The 23561-nt window shown below is 37.7% G+C and carries 21 protein-coding genes and 1 tRNA gene; 4 read left to right on the top strand and 18 right to left on the bottom strand.

Annotated elements, in window-relative coordinates:
* The first annotated feature begins 10 nt into the window (after window positions 1–10).
* Together ACO052_RS07235 and ACO052_RS07230 are read left to right on the top strand one after the other, a co-directional pair.
* Window positions 11–1066: a nucleotidyltransferase family protein gene (locus tag ACO052_RS07235; RefSeq protein ID WP_422107338.1), complete on the top strand. Its 1056-nt coding sequence runs from the start codon at window positions 11–13 to the stop codon at window positions 1064–1066.
* Window positions 1067–1159: 93 nt separating this feature from the next.
* Window positions 1160–1732: a hypothetical protein gene (locus ACO052_RS07230; RefSeq protein ID WP_422107337.1), complete on the top strand. Its 573-nt coding sequence runs from the start codon at window positions 1160–1162 to the stop codon at window positions 1730–1732.
* Window positions 1733–1825: 93 nt separating this feature from the next.
* On the opposite strand, the gene ACO052_RS07225 is transcribed toward ACO052_RS07230, so the two are convergent.
* The 17 genes from ACO052_RS07225 to mraZ form a co-directional block, all read right to left on the bottom strand.
* Complete coding sequence (locus ACO052_RS07225; protein ID WP_422107336.1) at window positions 1826–2770, bottom strand: UDP-glucuronic acid decarboxylase family protein; 945 nt, start codon at window positions 2768–2770, stop codon at window positions 1826–1828.
* Window positions 2771–2818: 48 nt separating this feature from the next.
* Entirely contained in the window at window positions 2819–3646 is an 828-nt protein-coding gene (locus ACO052_RS07220; protein ID WP_422107335.1) for a zinc-dependent peptidase, read from the bottom strand.
* Window positions 3647–3847: 201 nt separating this feature from the next.
* Window positions 3848–3921 (bottom strand) — tRNA-Arg (locus ACO052_RS07215).
* 12 nt (window positions 3922–3933) lie between these two features.
* Complete coding sequence (locus ACO052_RS07210) at window positions 3934–4386, bottom strand: GatB/YqeY domain-containing protein (protein WP_422107334.1); 453 nt, start codon at window positions 4384–4386, stop codon at window positions 3934–3936.
* A 142-nt stretch (window positions 4387–4528) separates the two neighbouring features.
* Window positions 4529–6454, bottom strand: coding sequence for a cell division protein FtsZ (ftsZ, locus tag ACO052_RS07205; RefSeq protein WP_422107333.1), 1926 nt, complete (start codon window positions 6452–6454; stop codon window positions 4529–4531).
* A 48-nt stretch (window positions 6455–6502) separates the two neighbouring features.
* Window positions 6503–7828: a cell division protein FtsA gene (gene ftsA / locus ACO052_RS07200; protein ID WP_422107332.1), complete on the bottom strand. Its 1326-nt coding sequence runs from the start codon at window positions 7826–7828 to the stop codon at window positions 6503–6505.
* 3 nt (window positions 7829–7831) lie between these two features.
* Window positions 7832–8551, bottom strand: a complete 720-nt coding sequence (locus ACO052_RS07195; protein WP_422107331.1) for a cell division protein FtsQ/DivIB — start codon at window positions 8549–8551, stop codon at window positions 7832–7834.
* Entirely contained in the window at window positions 8541–9893 is a 1353-nt protein-coding gene (gene murC, locus ACO052_RS07190; protein WP_422107330.1) for a UDP-N-acetylmuramate--L-alanine ligase, read from the bottom strand. Before murC ends, ACO052_RS07195 begins: the two co-directional genes overlap by 11 nt.
* Window positions 9894–10997, bottom strand: a complete 1104-nt coding sequence (gene murG / locus ACO052_RS07185; protein ID WP_422107329.1) for an undecaprenyldiphospho-muramoylpentapeptide beta-N-acetylglucosaminyltransferase — start codon at window positions 10995–10997, stop codon at window positions 9894–9896.
* 148 nt (window positions 10998–11145) lie between these two features.
* Entirely contained in the window at window positions 11146–12345 is a 1200-nt protein-coding gene (locus tag ACO052_RS07180) for an FtsW/RodA/SpoVE family cell cycle protein (RefSeq protein ID WP_422107328.1), read from the bottom strand.
* Window positions 12346–12429: 84 nt separating this feature from the next.
* Complete coding sequence (gene murD, locus ACO052_RS07175) at window positions 12430–13824, bottom strand: UDP-N-acetylmuramoyl-L-alanine--D-glutamate ligase (protein ID WP_422107327.1); 1395 nt, start codon at window positions 13822–13824, stop codon at window positions 12430–12432.
* A 91-nt stretch (window positions 13825–13915) separates the two neighbouring features.
* A complete protein-coding gene (gene mraY, locus ACO052_RS07170) occupies window positions 13916–15157 on the bottom strand; it encodes a phospho-N-acetylmuramoyl-pentapeptide-transferase (protein ID WP_422107326.1) in 1242 nt (413 codons plus the stop codon).
* Window positions 15158–16621 (bottom strand): UDP-N-acetylmuramoyl-L-alanyl-D-glutamate--2,6-diaminopimelate ligase, encoded by a 1464-nt coding sequence (locus ACO052_RS07165; protein WP_422107325.1) that lies wholly within the window; start codon window positions 16619–16621, stop codon window positions 15158–15160.
* Window positions 16618–18579, bottom strand: coding sequence for a penicillin-binding protein (locus tag ACO052_RS07160; RefSeq protein ID WP_422108052.1), 1962 nt, complete (start codon window positions 18577–18579; stop codon window positions 16618–16620). Before ACO052_RS07160 ends, ACO052_RS07165 begins: the two co-directional genes overlap by 4 nt.
* A gap of 57 nt (window positions 18580–18636) precedes the next feature.
* On the bottom strand, window positions 18637–18957 hold the full coding sequence (locus tag ACO052_RS07155; RefSeq protein WP_422107324.1) for an FtsL-like putative cell division protein: 321 nt from the start codon (window positions 18955–18957) through the stop codon (window positions 18637–18639).
* 159 nt (window positions 18958–19116) lie between these two features.
* Window positions 19117–20022, bottom strand: coding sequence for a 16S rRNA (cytosine(1402)-N(4))-methyltransferase RsmH (gene rsmH, locus ACO052_RS07150; protein WP_422107323.1), 906 nt, complete (start codon window positions 20020–20022; stop codon window positions 19117–19119).
* Entirely contained in the window at window positions 20000–20470 is a 471-nt protein-coding gene (gene mraZ, locus ACO052_RS07145) for a division/cell wall cluster transcriptional repressor MraZ (protein WP_422107322.1), read from the bottom strand. The genes rsmH and mraZ overlap by 23 nt, the downstream gene beginning before the upstream one ends.
* A 435-nt stretch (window positions 20471–20905) precedes the next feature.
* Here mraZ and ACO052_RS07140 point away from each other — a divergent pair, with 435 nt between their 5' ends.
* Window positions 20906–21670 carry an alpha/beta fold hydrolase gene (locus ACO052_RS07140; RefSeq protein WP_422107321.1) on the top strand — a complete coding sequence of 255 codons (765 nt, stop codon included), beginning with the start codon at window positions 20906–20908 and terminating at the stop codon, window positions 21668–21670.
* Window positions 21671–21774: 104 nt separating this feature from the next.
* On the top strand, window positions 21775–22389 hold the full coding sequence (gene yihA / locus ACO052_RS07135) for a ribosome biogenesis GTP-binding protein YihA/YsxC (RefSeq protein WP_422107320.1): 615 nt from the start codon (window positions 21775–21777) through the stop codon (window positions 22387–22389).
* A 6-nt stretch (window positions 22390–22395) separates the two neighbouring features.
* On the opposite strand, the gene ACO052_RS07130 is transcribed toward yihA, so the two are convergent.
* On the bottom strand, window positions 22396–23490 hold the full coding sequence (locus ACO052_RS07130; protein WP_422107319.1) for an ABC transporter permease: 1095 nt from the start codon (window positions 23488–23490) through the stop codon (window positions 22396–22398).
* Between the last annotated feature and the right edge of the window lie 71 nt (window positions 23491–23561).

The raw sequence follows: 23561 nt of genomic DNA, 5'->3' as shown, positions 1-23561 counted from the left end.
TTGATAGGCAATGGCTAATCTAGCTATCACATACCAGCATATTGCGGATATCCTTAGTTTTGAATCTTCAAATACAGAACTGGAGATGACCTTGTCCGATCCTAAATTTGATTGGGACAATATCGTTGTTGAAGGCAGTAAACATTTAGTATTGCCTGCTATTTACTGTCGCCTTAAATCAAAAAAAATCCTGCATCTTTTACCCGATGAACTCAATAGTTATCTGAAAGAAATCACATCACTTAATAGAAACAGAAATCTTGCTATTATAGAACAAGTTCATCTACTGACTGAACTCTTTAACTCCCATAATATCGACTATGTTCTTTTAAAAGGTACCGCCTTATTAGTAGGTGATTTTTATCATGATATTGCAGAGCGTATGGTTGGTGACATTGACATTCTTATTGATAACAATCATATAGAAATGGCCTTTAACCTTTTAAAAAATAATGGTTACGAACCTATTACTGAAACTTTAGGCAGTCAATTTTTTGAGCATAAACATTTACCAAGATTAAAAACCTCATTACATATCGGTGCTGTAGAGTTACATAGAAGATTATTTGTTTCTTATAAAGACAGGATTTTAACAACATCCCATATACTGCTCAAAAAACAAGAATTAAACGGCATTAACATACCATCGCTGAATCACTTGGTACGACATAACATATTAAATTATCAAATTGCTGACCAAGGAAGTTTATACAATACTTTAAACATAAGATCAGTATACGACTTCATAATTCTATTGCGGCGACATAATTATATAATTGATAGTTCTGATAGACTAGTAAATAAGTATATCTATATTTCAGCGCTCTTTTTTAAAGATCTGGAGGTACTTCATCCACAAATAAATCACTTAACCAAGTTTTATCTGTTTAAACTAAAACACCTTAAATTTTATAAATTTTGGAATAAACTCTTAAAGCTGACTGACTTGGTAGGTGTTTTATCGAAACGTATGCTCTTTTTCCTTTCTAATAGAGCATACAGGAAAGCAGTGCTGAATGACAGAACCCGTATTTCTGAGGTAATTAGGTCCATCTTTAAGAATTAATTATTTTTTTTTAATATTGCAATATATTACCTTACCTCTTTATTTGTTTTATAAACTATAAAGTTTAACTTTGATTTCAAATAAACAACTTTCATGAGAAAATTATTTTTACTTACCGTTTTGTTAGCCCTTTATCTTAGTTCTTTTGGACAAGCGAGTAATAATGATAAAGAGTGGTTTGCCAGTGTTGGATTAAACGCTATAAACAGCCAAGGTACACGATCTCCCGTTGGAGGTATTACTGATTGGGCCATAAATATCCCTATTTCATTAGCTGTTGAAGTGGCTTGGACATCTGGATTATCGATTGAGCAGTCTTTTACGCTTAACTCTTTTGCCGAAGGAGATGAGATCGATGGGGCCGTTTTACAAGAAGATTTCACTTATCTTTCGTTTGATACCCATGCTAAGTATTATTTTGGCAAGCATATTTTCCCAAATACAGATTGGATAGACTTCTACGGTAATGCCGGTGTTGGCTTCTTTAATATCGATGAAACTAATGTATCGCTTAACTTAGGTGGAGGCGTTCTAGTTTGGTTAAATAGAAGACAAACTTTTGGTATCAGAGCACAAGTTATCGGAAAATTCGCCTTGGATCATGCAGACAGTGGATTTGATAATAACCATTACCAAACACATATACAAGCTATATTTGCATTATAAAGAAAGTACTATAAAAATAATAAGGAAAAGGCTCTTCAAATGAAGAGCCTTTTTTATAACTTATATTGTATTAAGCGTGACAAGCACTAACATTTAAGCTTCACTTAGTAGTTTATCAAAATATTCTATAGTACTGTTTAAACCCTCTCGCAGATTCACTTTTGGTTCCCAACCATCTAGTTCTTGCTTAGCCAAACTAATATCTGGCTTGCGTTGCATAGGGTCATCCTTAGGTAATGGCAAATAAGTGATTTTAGAATTTGATCCCGTTAACTCAATAACTTCATCAGCCAATTGCAACATTGTAAATTCGGTTGGATTACCAATATTCACAGGCCCTATAAAGCCATCCCGAGAGTTCATCATACGTACAGTACCTTCAATTAAATCATCGACATATTGAAAGCTTCTGGTCTGGGTACCATCACCAAAAATAGTAATGTCGTCGCCTTTTAAGGCTTGAACAATAAAATTAGATACTACCCGGCCATCTTTTGGATGCATTTTTGGACCATAAGTATTAAAAATTCGGATAATCTTTATGTCGACTTTATTCTGATTATGATAGTCCATAAATAAGGTCTCTGCACAGCGCTTCCCTTCATCATAACAAGACCGAAGACCAATAGGGTTAACATTTCCCCAATACGTTTCTGGTTGTGGGTGTACGTTAGGGTCCCCATAAACTTCGCTTGTTGAGGCCTGTAATATCTTAGCTTTAACACGTTTGGCTAATCCTAACATATTAATCGCTCCCATAACCGAAGTTTTGACCGTTTTTATTGGATTATATTGATAATGAACGGGTGAAGCTGGGCATGCTAAATTGTAAATTTCGTCTACCTCTACCATATAAGGATTGGTAATATCATGGCGTACCAATTCAAAATAATGGTGATCCATTAAATGCTCAATATTGCGTTTAGAGCCCGTAAAATAATTATCCAAGCAGATCACCTCATTGCCCTCATTGAGCAATCGCTCGCAAAGATGAGATCCAACAAATCCGGCGCCTCCGGTTACCAATATTTTTTTCATCGGGGTATTTAGTTTTATTGATCAAAAATAATGCTTATTTCTAATACATCAGTATCCTGCAAATCTAAAATTAAGCATTTGCCGCATATGCCTGTAAAGCTCTGGAAACCTCTGCTTGAATTCACTAGGAGTTTCTATAAAATTCTCTAAAATAACAGCAAAAAACTCATAGTGATTGGTATAAGCATAAGCTCTAAAATACTTTGACGAAATTAAATCTTGCCTAACGATAGGGTTATTTTCTAAGTACGCTATAATTTCACCAAAGCCATCTTTAAAGATAACACTACTTATATCGTCACTACTAAAGGCGTTTAAGTGTATCGCATGCCCAAACTCATGTATACCGAGATTTAGGTTGTCATCCCCAATGTGATAGCCGTGATGAAAATCTTCCCAAGAGAAAACGACTGCTTTTAGCATAGGGTTAGTTTCCCCCTTGTGATAGGTTTCATTTAGATTTGAATAATAGACTTTTGGATAAATAATAATTTTATCAATTAAATCAATCTTATAATTCCTAAAACCGAAAGTCAGCATTACTGCTGTAGCTCCAACCAGAGTTTTTATGTCATCATTAATAGCAAGTCCATCCCTTTCAATAAAACGTTTGCTTTTTATAAATGATGCTAGTCGATGCCTAAATATTTCTCTTTCCTTTTCATTAAGCTTATTGTAGAAGCTAAACTCTTTCTCAAGAATTCTCAATTGCTTTTTGGATAATTCCTTTTTAACAATCAAAAGATTAAGAAAAAACGGCTTTTTATATTTAGAAGCATATAATTGTTCGAAAAAAACATAAAACCTGCTGAGAACTACAATTGCCATACCCACAAAAAAGATAACTAAGAGCAAGGTCTTTAAAGTAGGATTCATTGGGGATGATTGGGTCTCCTGGAGGTAGATCATGGTCAAATATAGTATAAAATAAAAAATCATACGTTGACCGTATGATTTTTATAACTAGTGACCGCGGAGGGATTTATTATTCCCTAAAAACGCTCCGCTTTCAAAATAGGTCAAACAAAAAAACGCTCAAGCAAGCTTGGCGTTTTTTCTTATTGAACTATTTATTCGTGACCGCGGAGGGATTCGAACCCCCAACCCTCAGAGCCGAAATCTGATATTCTATCCAGTTGAACTACGCAGCCTTTATTGGTATCTTATTGCATTAATTTTGCTTTAACAATAGTAGAGATGGTTTTTCCATCCGCTCTTCCAGCCAATTCTTTATTGACAATGCCCATCACCTTGCCCATATCTTTCATGCCCTCAGCACCAATCTCGTCAATGGTCATCACCACCACTTTTTCAATTTCTTCCTCACTTAAAGCTTCCGGTAAAAACTGACTAATCACTTCTGCTTGGTCAATTTCTGGTAGGGCCAAATCTTTTCTATCTTGTTCTAAATAAATAGCGGCGCTATCTTTACGCTGTTTTACTAATTTCTGAAGTAATTTTAGCTCTTCTTCTTCTGTTAACTCTTCACTACCGCCAGAAGCCGTTTTTGCCAGTAATATCGCTGATTTAATAGCTCTTAAAGCTTCTAAAGCCACCTGATCCTTTTCTTTCATGGCTGTTTTCATAGCTACCATGATGTCCTTTTGTAAGCTCATCTTTGTGTTAATTGAATTGAACTGCGAAGATACTAAAAAAGTTAAGCCCAAAATACAATATCATGCAAACAAAAAGCCCAAAATGTTTGAGGGACCTTTTGGGCTTGACAAGAGTGAGTAAACACTTAACTTAAACTTGCTATTAATCTACGTTGTCGTGTAAAAATGAATTGTTACTTCGCAACTGAATGTCGTCATTATCATCTGTTCCGACGGATAGTCTTGAAGCGTTGGTCTCTGATGAATGCTGCGCATCCTCTAAATTAACACCTTGTCTCTTGTAAGCAGGTTCTTTTTCTATTTCATCGATCTTAGCCGTATTAAACTTATAATTAAAATCCTTCATATGCTTTCTACGTTCATTGGCACGTGCCTTTATAAGTTCAGAAATAGGACTATTCATAGGGTCTATCTCGTCTTCAACCACCTCTTCAGGTTCTTCAGCAGGAAGGATTTTCTTTTCAAAAACAATTTCCTCTTTAACCTCTACCTCTTTACCACCTGCATTTATAGATGATTCATAGGTCTCAAAATCATCTAAAGCATAACGCTTCTCACCTTCTTCATTGACTTCGGTCACTGAAATAATCTCAACGGGTTCATTTACCTTCATGTCTTTTACCTCTTCATCTAGGCTAAAAAACATTTGCTCTTCACCAGATTCTGGTTCTTCAATCGCTTCTGGTTCTTTATTGGACAATGGTAAATCAAAGGTTAAGGTGATTTGCTCTTCGGGCTCTATGTCTAGAGCCTCTGCCTTATTTTCAATCGGTGTAATAACGAATTCGTCCGTATCAACTTCCATGTTCGATGTTGTATCCAAAACCTCATCGTAAACCACGGTCATATTTCTGAGCAGTTCCGTAGTCGGTATCAAATCCATATCAGTTGTAGCCTCCGGCTCAATATCATCTTCATCAATCAATGTATGGCGTACTATAGGATCCTCCTTTTTTTCTTCCAATACAATATCTGGAGTAATAATCGCAGGCTCCTTCTCTTGAGTATTGACCTCTTCGACAACATCCTCTTCCAAAGCGTGAATTACTTTCTTAGTTTCTGTATTAGATATTTCATTTTGCTGATCGATATTAAAGCCTGTCGCTATAATAGTTACAGCTATGGCCTCTTGTAAAGACTCATCCTCACCCACACCCATAATGATATTAGCCCCGTGGCCCGCTTCATTCTGAATATGATCATTAATTTCTCCAATCTCATCAATAGTAATCTCTTGTGAGCCAGAAACGATAAGCAACAATACGTTTTTGGCTCCAGTGATTTTGTTGTCATTTAACAATGGTGAATCTAAAGCCTTCATAATTGCTTCTTGCGCTCTGGTTTGACCTGAAGCTGTAGCCGATCCCATTATGGCTGTGCCACTATTACTCAAAACAGTTTTAGCATCTCGCAAGTCAATGTTTTGAGTATAGTGATGCGTGATGACTTCTGCAATACCTCTAGATGCCGTCGATAACACCTCATCTGCTTTTGAAAAACCAGCCTTGAATCCAAGGTTTCCATATACTTCCCTAAGCTTATTATTATTGATGACGATTAAGGAGTCTACGTGTTGTCTCAAATTCTCTATACCACGCTGTGCCTGCTCATTACGCATTTTACCCTCAAACTGAAACGGAATAGTCACGATACCCACAGTAAGAATATCCAGTTCTTTTGACATCTTCGCGATTATAGGAGCTGCACCAGTACCTGTACCTCCACCCATTCCGGCTGTAATAAATACCATTTTTGTATTGGTATCCAACATTCTTCTAATATCTTCTAAACTCTCTACCGCAGCTTGCTCTCCAACATCTGGATTGGCCCCTGCCCCTAGACCTTCGGTTAAGTTGACTCCAAGTTGAATTTTGTTTGGGACACCACTATTTTGAAGTGCCTGAGCATCAGTATTACAAATCACAAAATCAACGCCTTTAATACCTTGTTGAAACATGTGATTGATGGCATTACTTCCGCCTCCACCAACACCAATAACTTTAATAACATTGGATTGATTCTTGGGCAAATCAAATGAGATGTTTCCAAATTCGTTGCTATTACTCATACTTTTTGAGATTATGGGATTTTATATAGTTCTTGATTAATTAATTATCTACTCTGCGTTATCTAAAAATTCTTTGACACGTTCTGTCAGCTTATCTAAAAACGAACGGCGTTCTTTCCTAGGTGCTTCTGTTACAATATCTTCTGCAGATGCATTTGTCTGCTCTACTTCAGTATTCTGATCTTCCTCTACTTCTTCCGCTTTTTTACGTTCTTGTCGCTTAAGGCCATCCATCACCAAACCAACAGCTGTAGCATATAAGGGACTTGCAATATCGTCATCACTATCACCTGCCAAATGCTCATTAGGATACCCTATTCTAGTATCCATTCCGGTAATGTATTCCACCAACTGTTTTAAATGCTTCAATTGGCTTCCTCCTCCAGTCAATACAATACCTGCAATTAGTTTTTTCTTTTGTTCTTCATGTCCGTAATTCTTTATTTCGACATAAACCTGCTCTATAATTTCTACCACTCTAGCATGGATTATTTTAGACAAGTTTTTTAGAGTAATCTCTTTGGGCTCTCTTCCACGTAATCCAGGAATAGAAACAATCTCATTATCCTTATTTTCACCTGGCCATGCCGAACCAAATTTTATTTTTAGCAGTTCTGCTTGTTTTTCTATAATAGAGCAACCTTCTTTTATATCTTCTGTTATAACATTTCCTCCAAATGGAATAACAGCGGTATGGCGAATAATACCATCTTTAAAGACCGCTAAATCTGTTGTACCACCGCCTATATCAATTAATGCTACTCCAGCTTCTTTTTCTTCTTGACTTAAAACCGCATTAGCAGATGCCAAAGGCTCTAAAGTGATCCCTTCCAATTGTAAGCCAGCACTCTTTACACATCTTCCAATATTCCTGATAGAGGATACTTGACCCACAACGACATGAAAATTAGCTTCTAATCGCCCACCGTACATACCTATAGGTTCTTTAATTTCTGCCTGACCATCCACTTTAAACTCTTGGGGCAAAACATGGATAATTTCTTCACCAGGCAACATCACCAATTTATGGACTTGATTGATTAAGCGATCAATATCGGATTCATCAATAACCAGTTCTGAATTTGGCCTAGTGATATAATCACTATGTTGTAAACTGCGGATATGCTGACCTGCTATACCCACTGTAACATCCTCTATTTGTTCGGAAGCCGCTGCTTCAGCTTCCTGTACAGCTTGTTGAATAGACTGAATGGTCTGCGTGATATTATTGACTACACCACGGTGTACACCAAGACTCTTAGACTTCCCAACACCTAAAATCTCTAATTTACCATACTCGTTTTTGCGACCAATCATGGCCACAATTTTTGTGGTTCCTATATCTAAACCCACCGAAATGTTCTGTTTGTCCATAGTTTATGTTTTGGTGCAAATGACTTGTTTATCAAACTTGAGATTTACAAGCTTGTATTTATTTAAAATATTATCCTTTAAAGCCTTTTGATAAAAAGCTTTAAAATTATTTATCTTCTTTTCTAGCTTTTCTAGAGTTCCTAAATGAACTGTAAAATCACTTTTCCGAATTTTAAAATCAATGGTTTTATCGTCATTCTGACGAATTTCAATGACATGCTTTTTTAAGAAGTCATCCTCATCAACGACTTTAGCAAATTGAAAAACCGTTTCGAGATTATTCTTCTTAATATTACCAGTAACTAATGGTACTCTCGCTGCATAATTAGATGACAAAGGCATATATGAACCCTCATCATCGATATAATATGACGCATTTGTATGAACTCTAGCAATAGGTCGTTTTTGTTCAATTTCTGCCGAAAGCTCACCGTTTATGGACATAAACACTTCTGCTTTCTTTATCATCGGATTAGAATTTAGGGCGGTTTCTAACTCGTTCAAATCTATAATTTCTTTGGATTGTCCCGTAACAGTCTGTTGATTTTGTATTAACAATTTACTAACAGTGACTTCCGTAATAAACAATTTGTTTTCGCCTAAGAATTCAATATTTGGTTTTGCTACTTTTCTATGGTCATTCCTATATTTCGAAAACGCGAATAAGACACCCACTAGGAGCAGCAAACCTATGACTTTTATGTAGTTATAATTAATTCGCAACGCTAAACGCTTCTTTTATATATTTTACTTCATCTCCTATATCGCCCGCACCAAGGGTCAATACAACTTGGGCATTGGATTGCTTGATTTCATCAATTAAGGCTGATTTTGAAACCAATTTTTTATTTGAATTATCAATCTTTTCTAACAATCTTTGGGACGTAACTCCTTCAATAGGTAATTCCCGCGCAGGATAAATATCGAGCAACAATACTTCATCAAATTTTGAAAGACTTACCGCAAATTCATCAATAAAATCCCTAGTGCGACTGTATAAGTGTGGTTGAAAAATGGCAAGAACTCTTTTCTCAGGATACATTTCCTTTACGGCCTGATACACCGCGTTTATTTCTTCCGGATGATGGGCATAGTCATCTACAAAGACAAAATCACTGGTCTTAATCTGATATGTAAATCTTCGCTTAACTCCTTTATAGGATGCTAAGGCCTTGGCGAGCTGGTTGTAAGGGCAACCATAGTCAACAGCCATCGCCAAGGCAATTATTGCATTCGACAAATTATGTCTACCAGGTAGGTTAAATTGAAAATCTTTATACAATGCGTTAGGTGTTTGCAGGTCAAACACATAATTCCCATTTTCTATTCTAATATGCTTTCCACTATAATCCGAATCGTCCTCTAGACCATAGGTTACACCCTTAAGTGGCAATCCATTTTTTACAAAAAGTTTTCCATCGGGTTTGATACATTCCGAAAACTCCGTAAAGGTTTTTATTAAGGTCGAGCTATCCCCATAAATATCCAAATGATCGGCATCCATAGAGGTGACACAGGCTAAGTCTGGTGATAAGGTTAAAAACGAACGGTCAAACTCATCTGCTTCCACAACCGTGACTTCGGTGCCGTTTATTATTAAGTTGGAGTTGTAATTCTCACTAATACCGCCTAAGAATGCTGTAACTGGCACATCACATTCATTGAGTAAATGGCCCAAAATACTAGTAGTGGTCGTCTTTCCATGAGTTCCAGCAACCGCTAGGCAGGTCGTTTGTTTTGTGATTTCTCCAAGAACTTCAGACCGTTTATATACCCCAAAATTATGAGTTCTAAAATAGTTGAGCTCGGAATGGGCCTTCGGGATGGCAGGTGTATAAACTACTAAGGTGTTGTTCTTATCTAAATATTTTGGGTCAATTTCAATAATGTTATCGTTGAAGTGGATATAAATTCCTAATTCTTGTAGACCTTTTGTAATATCCGAAGGTGTCTTATCATAGCCTGCCACATCCTTTCCTTCTGCTACAAAATAACGTGCGAGCGCACTCATACCGATACCTCCGATACCAATAAAATAAACGTTATTTACAGCTTTAATATTCACTTAATTTTTCAATAATTTTTCAACTTCATTGACGATGGCATTGGTAGCATCTACTAAGGCTAAGGCTTCAATATTATGACTCAGTGTTTTTCTTTTTTCATCGTTAGCTATCAATTCGGAAAACTGATTTTGAAATTCAGATTCCAAATCCTTTTCTCGTATTAAAATAGCGGCATTCTTGTCAGCAACTGCTATGGCATTTTTCGTCTGGTGATCTTCAGCCACATTTGGTGACGGAATAAAAATGGTAGGCTTCCCCACTATACATAGCTCCGATACTGAAATAGCCCCCGCTCGAGATATAATCATATCTGCAGCGGCATAGGCCATATCCATACGATTTAAAAACGCATGTACCTGAACATGTTTTAGTTCATTGAAGCCTTTGTATTGATCGTAATACAGTTTACCACATTGCCATATCAACTGTACATTCTGCGCTTCAAAAAATTCGAGCTGAGATGCAACGAGTTCATTGATTCGCTTTGCCCCCAAACTACCTCCCAACACCAATAAAGTATGCTTACTATGAATCAATGCAAACGCATCTTTTCCTTCGATGTGCTTATCTTTTATCTCGAGCAAATCCTTTCTAATAGGATTGCCCGTCAATCTTATTTTTTCTTTTGGAAAAAACGCCTCCAAGCCTTCATAGGCCACACAAATGGTAGCTACCCGTTTCCCAAGTAATTTATTTGTTATGCCCGGATAGGAGTTTTGCTCTTGTATAAGGCTCGGAATCTGTTTTGATGTCGCTACTTGCAATAAAGGCCCACTAGCAAAACCACCGGTTCCTATAACGACATCTGGTTTGAAGGCCTTAATTATTTTTCTAGACCTTAAGAGACTTGCTAAAAGCTTAATAGGAAACATTAAATTCCGTAACGTGAGTTTTCTTTGAATTCCAGAAATCCATAAACCTTCAATTTTGTAGCCTGCTTGGGGTACTTTGTCCATTTCCATCCGATCTGATGCACCAACAAATAGAAACTCAGCATCAGGATACCGCGACTTTAGCTCATCGGCAATGGCAATAGCAGGATAAATATGACCTCCCGTTCCACCACCGGATAGAATAAATCGATATGTTTTGTTAGTCTCCAATTTTAAATTTTCGCTTATAACACCCCTAATGAACTACGCTCGGTATCTTCAATTAAAGCTATTGCTTTAATTTCGATAATCCTCAAGGGAGCAGTTCTTTAGATTTTAATTCAACTCTAAATATTTTTTCACTTTAGACACTTTTAACTTAAATGGTTTCACTCAGTATATCCAATGGGTTATCTCCTTCAAAAATCTCGTTCTCTTTAATCTCTTGACGTTTTGCACTTACACTTAATATGATTCCTATAGCCAAACAGGTCATCCAAATGGATGTTCCCCCGCTACTGATTAATGGCAATGTTTGCCCTGTTACGGGAAATAACTCTACGGCCACAGCCATATTAATTAAAGCTTGAAAAACAATGGGCAGCCCAACGCCGAGCACCAACAATCTCCCAAATATTGTATCTGATTTTTGAGATACTATGACAATCCTAAACAACAACCAAGAATATAGCACCAAAAGGAATAAACCTCCCACCAATCCATACTCCTCAATAATAATGGCAAAAATGAAGTCTGACGACGACTGCGGCAACAAATATTTAGTCGGGCTTTTTCCGGGACCAAGACCAAAGATGCCGCCTGATGCAATGGCAGTTTTAGAGCGTTCTATTTGGTAATCTGCTTCTGTATCTTCAGCATTTGCAAAATTTTCAATTCTACTCATCCAGGTATCAACGCGGTTGGGCATGGCCTCTGGAAAGGCCTTTGCCACCAAAACAAACACCACTAGAGATATGATACCGGTTCCAATAATAATCATCAGGTATTTAATGGGATAGCCACCGATGAATGCCAACATCATTACCATTGTAAAAATGATGGCTGTCGTTGAGAAATTGGCAGGTAAAATCAAGATTAAAACGAGAAATACGGGTACCCATAGTGGTAAAATCGTTTCATTGAATGCGATTGATTTATCTCTTATCTTGGATAGATATCTCGCCACATACACCATTAATACGACTCCAGCCAATGTTGAGGTTTGGAACGACATATTGACTACAGGTATATTAATCCATCGACTAGTATTGGTCCCTTCAGCATTGGTAGAGCCTTGTAAGATCGTGATTAATAACAATACCAAAACCACAGGAATCAATATCATGGAAAGCCCCTTAAAATAACGGTATGGAATTTTGTGGACCGCAAACATGATAGCGAATCCTAGTGATAAATGCACAAAGTGCTTTACAAAAAAGGAAAAGGTATTGCCGCTCTCTCCATAATCTGCCAGATTACTGGCCGCACTATACACAGGCAAAAAAGAAAAAATAGCCAATAGCGTTGCTATTGCCCAAATAGCCCGATCTCCTTTTATCTGTGAAAATATGTTTTGCATCCCCTTTATATTGATAGCTGAGGCTCACGAAGCCATTTAACTATTATGGTGACTCCGAGAATCTCAGCCACCATGGTTTACTATTTATAAATTACGCACGGCATCTTTAAATTGACGTCCGCGATCCTCATAATTTTCAAATAAATCGAAACTTGCACACGCCGGAGACAGTAATACGTTATCCCCTGCATCTGCTACCTTATAAGCTATTTTAACAGCTTCACTCATGTATTGTGTTTCAACAATAATATCGACCATATTTGAAAAAGCTTCAAACAGCTTCTTATTGTCCACTCCTAGGCAGACAATAGCCTTTACCTTTTCGTTTACAAACGGAAATAGTTCGTTGTAATCATTGCCTTTGTCGACGCCTCCAACAATCCAAATGGTAGGCGCGTCCATACTTTCTAAGGCAAAGTATGTGGCATTGACATTTGTTGCTTTTGAGTCATTGATATATTGCACCTTGTTAATTTTAAGCACATGCTCTAATCTGTGTTCTACTCCTTGGAAATTTTCCAAACTCTCTCGTATGGTTTGTTTTCTAATTTTAAGTAAGTGTGCCACAGTAGAAGCTGCCATTGCGTTTTTAATGTTGTGCTTACCTTCTAATGTTATGTTTTCTGTAGGCATAATTATTTTGTTGTTATCTATTGTTATTATTATTTCTTTATTGTTTAAATAAGCGCCCTCTTCAATAACCTTTGTTAGTGAAAAGGGTAGTTTTTTGGATTGAATTTGATGATGCTCCAACCATTCGGAAATGACCTCATCATCGGCATCGTAAATGAAATAGTCCGACTCGGTTTGGTTTTCTACAATTCTAAATTTGGAAGCGATATAGTTTTCAAACTTATAATCGTAGCGGTCTAAATGATCTGGTGTAATATTGGTTAAAATCGCAACCTTTGGTTTAAAACTGTGAATATCATCAAGCTGAAAACTGCTCACTTCAAGCACATAGTTCTCATGATCTTCATCAAGAATCTGCTTGGCAAAACTATCCCCAATATTGCCTGCTAAACCTGTATCTAATCCTTGCTTAAGCAAATGGTGCGTCAAGGTTGCCGTTGTCGTTTTACCGTTGCTACCGGTTATAGCCACGAGTGTAGCTTTCGTATATTGCGAAGCAAATTCAATTTCGGAAACCACTTTAATTCCAGCTTCTCGAATTTGTTTAACCAAAGTCACCTTATCTGGAATCCCAGGGCTTTTCATGACGATATCAGCATTAAGAATCTTTGATTCCGTATGTTGCTCATCTTCAAATTCAATCTCATTATTTAAAAGAACGTCCTTATAGGGTTTCTTAATTTTTCCGTTGTCGGACACAAAAACTTCAAACCCCTTTGCTTTTCCCAAGAGTGCAGTCCCAACTCCACTTTCTCCACCTCCAAGACAAACTAAAAGCCCCTTCCTAAATCCTTCCCCAGAAGGGAAGGACTTCTCACTCTTCCCGTTAATACCTTTATCCTTCATCTGTCTTCTCTGTCATTCCTGCGAAGGCAGGAATCTATTTACTATTTTGTCCTCTATGGATTCCTGCTTTCGCAGGAATGACAAAGCCATTTTATCTTATCTTCAGCGTAACAATTGATATGATGGCCAACAAAATGCCAACAATCCAAAATCGTGTTACAATCTTACTCTCGTGATACCCTAATTTTTGATAATGATGATGCAGCGGTGACATTTTAAAAATTCGCCTGCCTTCTCCATATTTCTTCCTCGTATATTTGAAATAGCTCACCTGCATCATCACCGATAAGTTTTCGGCTAGGAATATGCCGCACATTAAAGGAATTAACCATTCCTTTCTAACGGCAATGGCAATTACAGCAATGATTCCACCAATGGTTAAACTTCCCGTATCTCCCATAAACACCTGTGCCGGATAGGCGTTGTACCATAAAAACCCTATAAGTGCCCCTACAAATGCTGCTATATATATCGTGATTTCTTCTACCTGAGGGATATACATGATATCCAGATACTTTGAGAAGATGATATTACCAGAAACCCAAGCAAAAATGCCCAAAGTCAGTACAACTATAGCAGATGTTCCTGCAGCTAGACCATCGATACCATCGGTGAGATTAGCCCCATTAGAAACTGCAGTAACGATAATGATGCTCACCAAGACAAAAATGATCCAAGCATAGGTTTCTAAATCTGGACTTATCCAAGTGATAATATCTGAATAATCGAACTCGTTATTCTTTACAAAAGGAATGGTTGTTTTTGTGGATTTTATAGCATCATCGAAAAGCTGAGCCTCAGGTAAATTGGGGTTTTCAGCTAATAAAACACGCTGCTGCTCAATGGGTAATTCTTCCTTTATAGTGACATCATCATGGAAATACAATGTCAATCCCACAATAAGTCCTAAACCTACTTGGCCAAGCACTTTAAATTTGCCTTTAAGACCTTGTTTATCGTTTTTAAATTTTTTGATGTAATCATCGATAAATCCGATTGTTCCCATCCACAAAGTCGTAACGATCAATAGTATGATGTAAATGTTTTCGAGTTTTGCCAATAGCAGTACAGGCAGTAGAGTGGCTAAAATGATAATAATTCCACCCATAGTCGGTGTTCCCGCTTTCTCAACCTGCCCTTCTAAACCAAGATCTCTAATGGTTTCACCAACTTGCTGTTTGCGTAAAAAGCTAATGATACGCTTACCGTAAATGGTTGACACCAACAACGACAAAATAATGGCCATAGCAGCTCTAAAGGTTAAGAACCCAAATAGTGATGCTCCAGGAAACTGGAATTGTTGTTCGAGATATTCAAATAAGTAATACAGCATCTACTTTTGTAATTGTTTTAAGAATTCTTGTACGGTTTTATAATCGTCAAAATCAAAGCGTTCCCCCTTAATCTCCTGATAGGTTTCATGCCCTTTTCCCGCGATGAGAATAATATCTTTTGAATCTGCCATCTGACAAGCCGTTTTAATCGCTTGTCTTCTATCGGTTATCGATAAGGTCTTTTTGAAATTTTGAGGTTCTACCCCTTTTTCCATATCTTCTATTATGGCTTGAGGCTCCTCACTTCGCGGATTATCACTTGTGAAAATGACCTTTGTGCTCAATGCCGATGCGATATGGGCCATCTTCGGACGTTTTGTTTTATCGCGATCTCCACCGCAGCCTACAACTGTTATTAACTCTTCGTTTTTAGTACGAATACTATTTATAGTCTCCAAAACATTTTTTAGAGCATCTGGAGTGTGGGCATAGTCAACGATAGCCGTAATCTTATCGTCTGATATGAAGTATTGAAAGCGCCCTGAAACATTATCGAGCTCACTAATTAATCTTAGGATTTCATCTTTATCTAATCCTAATAATTCTGCCGCTCCATAAATGGCCAAGATGTTATAGGCGTTAAAACTACCTATTAAACGGGTCCACAATTCATTATCATTGACTTTCAGGAGTAAACCCCCAAACTCGTTTTCTAAGATTTGTGCTCTATAATCCGCATAATTCTTTAAAGCATATGTGAATTTTTTAGCTTGTGTATTTTGAAGCATCACCAATCCATTCTTATCATCCATATTGGACAGGGCAAATGCATCCTTAGGCAAATCATCGAAAAACGATTTTTTTACATTTCTATATTCCGCAAATGTCTCATGATAGTCTAAATGGTCGTGAGAGAGGTTAGTGAAGATCCCCCCTGTAAACTTAAGCCCCTCCGTTCTACTCTGATGAATACCGTGCGAACTTGCTTCCATAAAACAGAACTCTACACCTTCATCATTCATAAGCTTGAGGTACTTGTTAATCGTTAAGGAATCAGGTGTGGTATGTGTTGCCTTATAGATGGTATTATCTACCATTATCTTTACGGTAGACAGCAATCCGACTTTATACCCAGCCTTCTTAAAAAGCTGATACAACAGGCTTGTTACCGTGGTTTTTCCATTAGTTCCTGTAACCCCTACTAATTTTAAATTTCCTGATGGATGTTCATAATAATTGGCAGCCATATAGGCCAAGGCCTGATTAGAATTGGCAACTTCTACATAGGTAATACCATCTTCGAGAACCTCTGGGAGTGTCTCACAAATAATGGCATTTGCCCCCGCTTCAATAGCTTTGTCAATAAATTTATGACCATCAGTAAGCGTTCCTGAGATCGCGACAAACACATCATTAGATTCTATTTCTCTAGAATCAAATTCAATTTTGTTTACCGTAATACCAGTGCTCCCCACCACAGCATTGATAGTCACCTTATATAGTATGTCTTTTAAAATTTTCATGAGGCTAGTAAGACAATGGTTTGATTGGGTTTTAACTTCTGATGCCTTTCAACAGATTGCGATGTTATGGTGCCAGTACCTCTTAACTTCACTTTGACATCGACTTCAAGATTTTCGAGTAATGCAATGGCATCCATTGCTGACATACCCACTACACCAGGCATTAACTGTTTATATTTTTGGGCATTCTCGTAATAGCTTTCAAAATCTTGATTCACCAAATTATTATCGAAGTCAAGCGTCTCAACCCGGTCTATAATTGGCGTATCGATATATATTTTTTGTGCAATTCGCTTAAATACGGGTCCAGAAACATCAGCACCATAATAGCCTACTTTAGTACTCGGTTTATGAATCACTACGATACATGAGTATTTAGGGTTGTCTACAGGAAAATAACCCGCAAATGAGGAGATGTATTTTTTATCCTTTTTCCATTCCTCGTAATTGGCATAGTCCGTTCTAGCTGTACCTGTTTTTCCTGCCATAGAAAAGGTTTCAGAGTACATCCGTTTTCCAGTACCTCTAATCACCACATTCTTAAGAATATCCTTAATTTGAGCTAATGTCTTATCCGAACAGATTTGATCCACTAAGACCTGTTTTTCAAAAACCTCAATGTCTTTATCAAAAGCCTTAACAGACCTAATAAATCGCGGTTTTATTAGCTCACCATTATTTGCGATAGCATTGTAAAACGCCAAAGTTTGCAAAGGAGTCATGGTTAAATTGTATCCATAAGCTATGGATGGTAAGGCATTCTTACTCCAATTGGGCGCTCCTGGCCTAGGGATATCTGGTTTTCCTTCACCGATGATGGAAACACCAAGTGTTTGGTCCAGCTTCCACTCACTAAGCCTGTCTAAAAACTTCTCCGGTTTTTTTGAATAATGCTCATCAATGATTGTGGCTAAACCGATATTTGATGAGAGCTCCAGTGCCTTAGCTGCAGAAATCTTACCAAAACCACCCGTACGCGAATCACTTATGGTTCTGCCATAGAAATATTTAGTACCATTCTTTGTATCAATGACAGTCGACGTATCAATAACTTTATCCTCTAAAGCTGCCATCAAGGCCATAGTCTTAAACGTCGAACCCGGTTCATGACTCTCCCCTACCGCATAATTAAGACGTTCATAGTAAGTACCCTTTGAGGTTTTGGCTAGATTTGAAATGGCTCTAATCTCACCAGTCTTAACGTCCATGACGACCACACAACCATGCTCTGCTTCATATTTTTCGAGCTGACCCAAGAGTGAATGATGCGCTATATCTTGAATATTAACATCAATGGTCGTGAAGACATCATAACCATCTTGCGGTTCTACTTGATCAAAATCCGCAATAGGTTTCCACTGTCCGTTACCGATCTTTTGCTTTAAGCGCTTTCCTTTAACACCCCGTAAGTACTTTTCGCCAAAGGCTCCATCAATACCAACTCTAGTGGCATAATTGTTTTCATCTATGCGTTCATAACCAATAGATCGTGCGGCAATTTCACCCATAGGATGTTCGCGTCTCGTGGTCTGCTCTACGATCAGCCCTCCCTTTATAGCACCAAGATTTAATAAGGGGAAGTTGCGCATCCGTATATAATCTGAATAACTGATATTTCTTGCTAATAGGAAATATCTGTTTTTGTTTCTGCGAGCTTTTCTGATGATATCCTTGTAATAGGAAGCTGATTTTCCTTTATAAATGGATAGTGAATCCGCTAAACCACTAATGTGTTCCTCAAACACAGCATCTTTGGCTTGAATAGCGTCAATTCTAATATCGTATTTCGGAATGGATGTCGCTAAAAGACTGCCGTCTGCGGAATAGACATTACCCCGATTAGGTTCAATATCAAAATCCTTAACCGTCCTTTTTTGGGCTAGTGCTCGATATTCATCTCCTTGAACAAACTGAATCGTACACAACTTAAAAACCACGGCAAGCGCAAAGACAAACATGCAGCCTGCGACAAAGTACAATCTGTTTAATATGTTGGTTTCTGTTGTTGCCAAAGTTTATTGTTGTTGTGATGCTACTCTAATTTTGGTAGGTGGGATCTCGGATATTTGAATATTCTTTTCCGCTACCTTATTGATGATGGACGACTCCATTTTTAAACGCATCAGTTTTGAACGTCCATCGACAAAGGCCGATCTTAGCTCTTTTACTTCATTCGTCAATCTGGCAATCTCATGCACTTTTTTATCTGCACTATGAGAGCTCGCAATCATAATGACCGCTAGAAATGAAATGAAAATGATGATGCGCCAATTTTTAAACGAATCATCACTGATCAAAAATTTTCCACGTAATATGCTGTAGATACTTTTCTTCATATGGCCCATCTGCCCTATCGGGCATCTTCCCAAAGGGAAGAATTGGTTAAAATTGTTAGTTTTAGTTCCCGCCAATTCGGGAATCTTTATTTAATTATTACATAAAACCCAATTCCATTAAGGTTTCCTTCCCTCTGGGAAGGATTAAGGATGGGCTTTTTATATTCTCTCGGCTATCCGAAGTTTTGCACTTCGTGCTCTACTATTCATTTTTATTTCCGTTTCCGATGGCACCACCAATCCACCAACTTTTTTTAACGGCACTTCAAAATTCCCGAAGACATCGCGTTCGGGTTCACCTTCAAACATCCCATTTCTGATAAAGCGTTTCACCAGCCTATCCTCCAATGAGTGATAGGAAATAAAACTCAATCTGCCCCCCACCTTCAGTACTTCTGGCATCTGCAATAGCAACTCCTTTAACACTTCTATCTCTTGATTGACTTCAATTCGTATAGCCTGATAGATTTGCGCAAGCACTTTATTTTCTTTTCTATGGTTGAGAAATGGTTTTAAAACCAATTTTAACTGCTGGGTCGTTTCAATGGGCGCTATTTTTCGCTCCGACACGATGACCCTTGCCATGACTGGAGCTTGTCTTAACTCCCCATATTGCAGTAAAACCGCTCTTAGCTGTCCTTCTTCATATTCATTAATAACCTCAAATGCGGACAGCTTGCTGTCCTGATTCATGCGCATATCTAATTTTGCTTCGAAGCGTGTTGAAAATCCGCGCTCGGCAATGTCAAACTGATGCGATGAGACTCCAAAATCGGCCAAAACACCATCAACCGCCTTTACACCATAAAATCTTAAGAACCTTTTTATATATCTGAAATTCTCATTAATGAGAACAAACCGATCGTCTTCAATGGTATTGGCCAATGCATCCTTGTCTTGGTCAAAGGCAAATAGTTTACCGTTTGGTCCTAATCGCGATAAAATCGCTCTGCTATGACCACCTCCACCAAAAGTGACATCTACATAAACTCCATCAGGCCTTATATTTAAACCATCAACTGTTTCCTTGAGCAGAACGGCATTATGATATTCCATGGTCATCATCGTCTTGTCCCATGACTTCTTCTGCCAAATCGGCAAAGTCTGAAGCAGCATCATCAATGGCCTGTTCGTATTTCTCTTTATCCCAGACTTCAATAATATTCACCGCAGAAGCCAAAACCACATCTTTTGTAATCCCTGAAAAACCTATCAAATCCTTAGGAATTAATAATCGACCTGCGTTATCTACCTCTACCACTTTTACACCTGCCGTGAAACGTCTTATAAAATCATTGTTCTTCTTCTTAAACCGATTTAGTTTATTCACCTTAGTCATCAATGCATTCCATTCGGACATAGGATATAATTCTAAACAAGGTTGAAAAACCGCCCGCTTTAGCACAAAACCATCTTGCAAAGCCGCAGACAATTGCTTTTTTAAAACAGCTGGAATCATCAACCTACCCTTGGCATCAGCCTTGCACTCGTATGTTCCTATAAAAGAATTCAAATTCCCCGATTTCCCACTTTAACGATTGAGATTCAAATATATTGAAAAATTTACCACATTTTACCACCATTTCCCACTTTTGTTGATAAGTTTTGGTTTTTAATACCGTAACCTCGTTTGAATTCATTAAAACGGTTACATAAAAGACCCTAGTACAAGTATTATAACGGGACTAAACACAGATTGTTTATAGCAAATCAGAAACATCGAAAGCCAATTATTCTGTTTGTTTTAAAAAGGATTTAATTATATGTCTTCCGCAAAAAATAAATTTTGGTTCTAAGCGCTACAAAATCTATTTTTACATCAGTAAGCCTGCCTTTGTCGGCAGACAGGCACTGCGTTAGTTCATGTATTTTTTTCATTTTGTTCCATGAATTTGTAAATGAAAAAAATCATGTACTTTTGTTTTAACACAAAGCACTAACTTTATAGATGGCACACCTTTTAAAAAAAGAAAAGGATTATAGATATATTGAAGTAGGAGAAGGCACACCAATCATAGTGCTCCATGGTTTGATGGGCGGACTGAGTAACTTTGATTCAGTCACCAATCATTTTGGCAATAATGGCTATAAAGTTATTATTCCTGAATTACCCATCTACACCATGTCCCTTATCAAAACCAATGTTAAAAGTTTTGCTAACTACCTCAAGGATTTTATTAATTTTAAAGGCTTTGATGATGTTATTCTTTTAGGCAATTCCCTTGGCGGACATATAGGCCTGTACCATACAAAATTATACCCGGAAAAAGTAAAAGCACTGATTATAACTGGAAGCTCAGGGCTTTATGAAAGTGCTATGGGAGGTGGTTACACTAAGCGCAGTGACTATGAGGTGATTAAAAAGAAAGCTCAAGATGTATTTTATGACCCTGCCGTAGCTACAAAAGAAATAGTGGATGAAGTTTACGAAACCGTCAATGACAGAAATAAGCTGGTTAAGACCTTAGCCATTGCCAAAAGTGCTATTAGACATAATATGGCTAATGACTTACCGAAAATGCATACCCCAACCTGTATTATTTGGGGAAAAAATGATACTGTGACGCCTCCTGAGGTGGCCGAGGAGTTTCATGAGCTTTTACCGAATTCCGACTTGTTTTGGATCGATAAATGTGGCCATGCTGCTATGATGGAGCATCCTGATGAATTTAATATTATCCTGAGTGCCTGGCTCGAAAAAAAAGGATTTTGAAATTGAAGCTGAAGTCGAAATCGAAGTTTTAACTCAATAAAATTATACTACAACCTCAAATAAGATTACTTCCTGACACCTATCAGGATTAGCAGTAACTAAAGATGAAGATAACATCCGCCGAATTTGTAATGAGCAATTCTGACGTGGCAAAATGCCCTAAGCACGCTTTCCCCGAATACGCCTTTATCGGTAGAAGTAATGTCGGAAAATCCTCATTGATCAATATGCTGACCAATCGAAAGAGTTTGGCAAAAACTTCTGGTCGCCCAGGCAAAACACAGCTTATCAATCACTTCATAATCAATAATAATTGGTATCTCGTTGACCTGCCTGGTTATGGCTACGCCAGAGTTTCAAAATCTTCAAAGCAAACCTTTCAGAAATTTATTACCAACTATTTTGAGCAGCGCAGACAATTAGTTTCCGCCTTTGTTTTAGTGGATATTAGGCACGACCCTCAGCATATCGACTTAGAATTTATGCAATATTTGGGTGAAAGTGAGATTCCGTTTGGTATCATTTTTACCAAAGCAGATAAACTAAAACCCAATGCTATTGAAAAACATGTCAATGACTATTGTAAAGTCTTACTAAACACCTGGGAAGAATTACCTCCTTATTTTATTACCTCTTCGACTAAAAAAATGGGACAAGATGCTGTTTTGGATTTTATTGAAGCGACAAATAAGGAGATTGCGCATTTGAGAAATCAATAAACACCACTAAACCTTTACATCCAGAGCATCCCGTAAGGCATTACCCACCAACATAAAAGCCATGACCAAAAGCATGATACAAATTCCTGGAATTAGTGCCAAGTAAGGCTTACCCAGAATAATATAGTTATAATGATCTTTTATCATAGCACCCCAACTTGCCATAGGTGGTTGTGCTCCTATCCCTAAAAAGCTCAACCCACTTTCTATCAAAATGGCTGCTGCAAAATTAGCCGCCGAAATAACGATTAATGGCCCAAAAATATTAGGCAAAATATGTCGTGTCACAATTCTATAATCCCCATAACCTAAAGCTCTAGCAGCCGTTACATATTGCATTTCCTTGGCACTTATAATTTGTCCTCTGACCACTCTGGCAACCTCGACCCACATCGTTAAGCCAACCGCTATAAAGACCTGCCAAAACCCCTTTCCTAAAGCCAAGGTAATAGCAATGACAAGCAATAGCGTAGGAATAGACCATGTAATATTGATAATCCACATAATAAGGGCATCGATCTTACCCCCATAATATCCGGCTATACTTCCCATTAATAAACCAACGATTAAGGAAATAAACACCGCAACAAAACCAATAAAAAACGAGATCCGCGAACCGATTAAAATTCGGCTGAGATAATCTCTTCCGTATTTATCTGTACCAAAAAGAAAGCTACGGCTTGCTATATAGCTTTTATAATCAGCGTTAGGAAAACGATTTAAATCCACTTGCTTCTCTAGACCTTCTAAACCATCACCGGCATATTCTACATAGCTAAGTTTACCGTCAATGACTTTGTGGGACTGGATGGGAACTTCTGTATCCGTACTTTCTTTTCCAAAAAAGAATTTGGACAAAACGTTTTGATCGGATGCTATTCCTGAAGGAATGGTAAGCATTTGCACTTCAAATCCCGGGGATTTGGAATGTATGGACAAATGCATCTGATTGGCGTTTTTTGACGCATCTGGCGCAAAAAGATAAGCGAAAATCGAAACTAGACCAATACAACAAATAATCCCCAAACTAAAAACGCCCCAAAAGTTTTTTTTAAACTTTTGAAGCGCTAAGCTTGTAAGTGAGTTGTTATTTCTTGACATTTAGTTGTGAGTCAGAGCAATTTGTTAATGCATAAAATCTATAATGAACACCCCTAAAGTCCCCTCAAGGA

Origin of the sequence: Winogradskyella sp. (assembly GCF_965228925.1) — a bacterium.
Taxonomy (GTDB): Bacteria; Bacteroidota; Bacteroidia; order Flavobacteriales; family Flavobacteriaceae; genus Winogradskyella.
The sequence above is the reverse complement of the archived record's forward strand: the minus strand, read 5'-3'. Positions and strand labels throughout refer to the sequence as shown.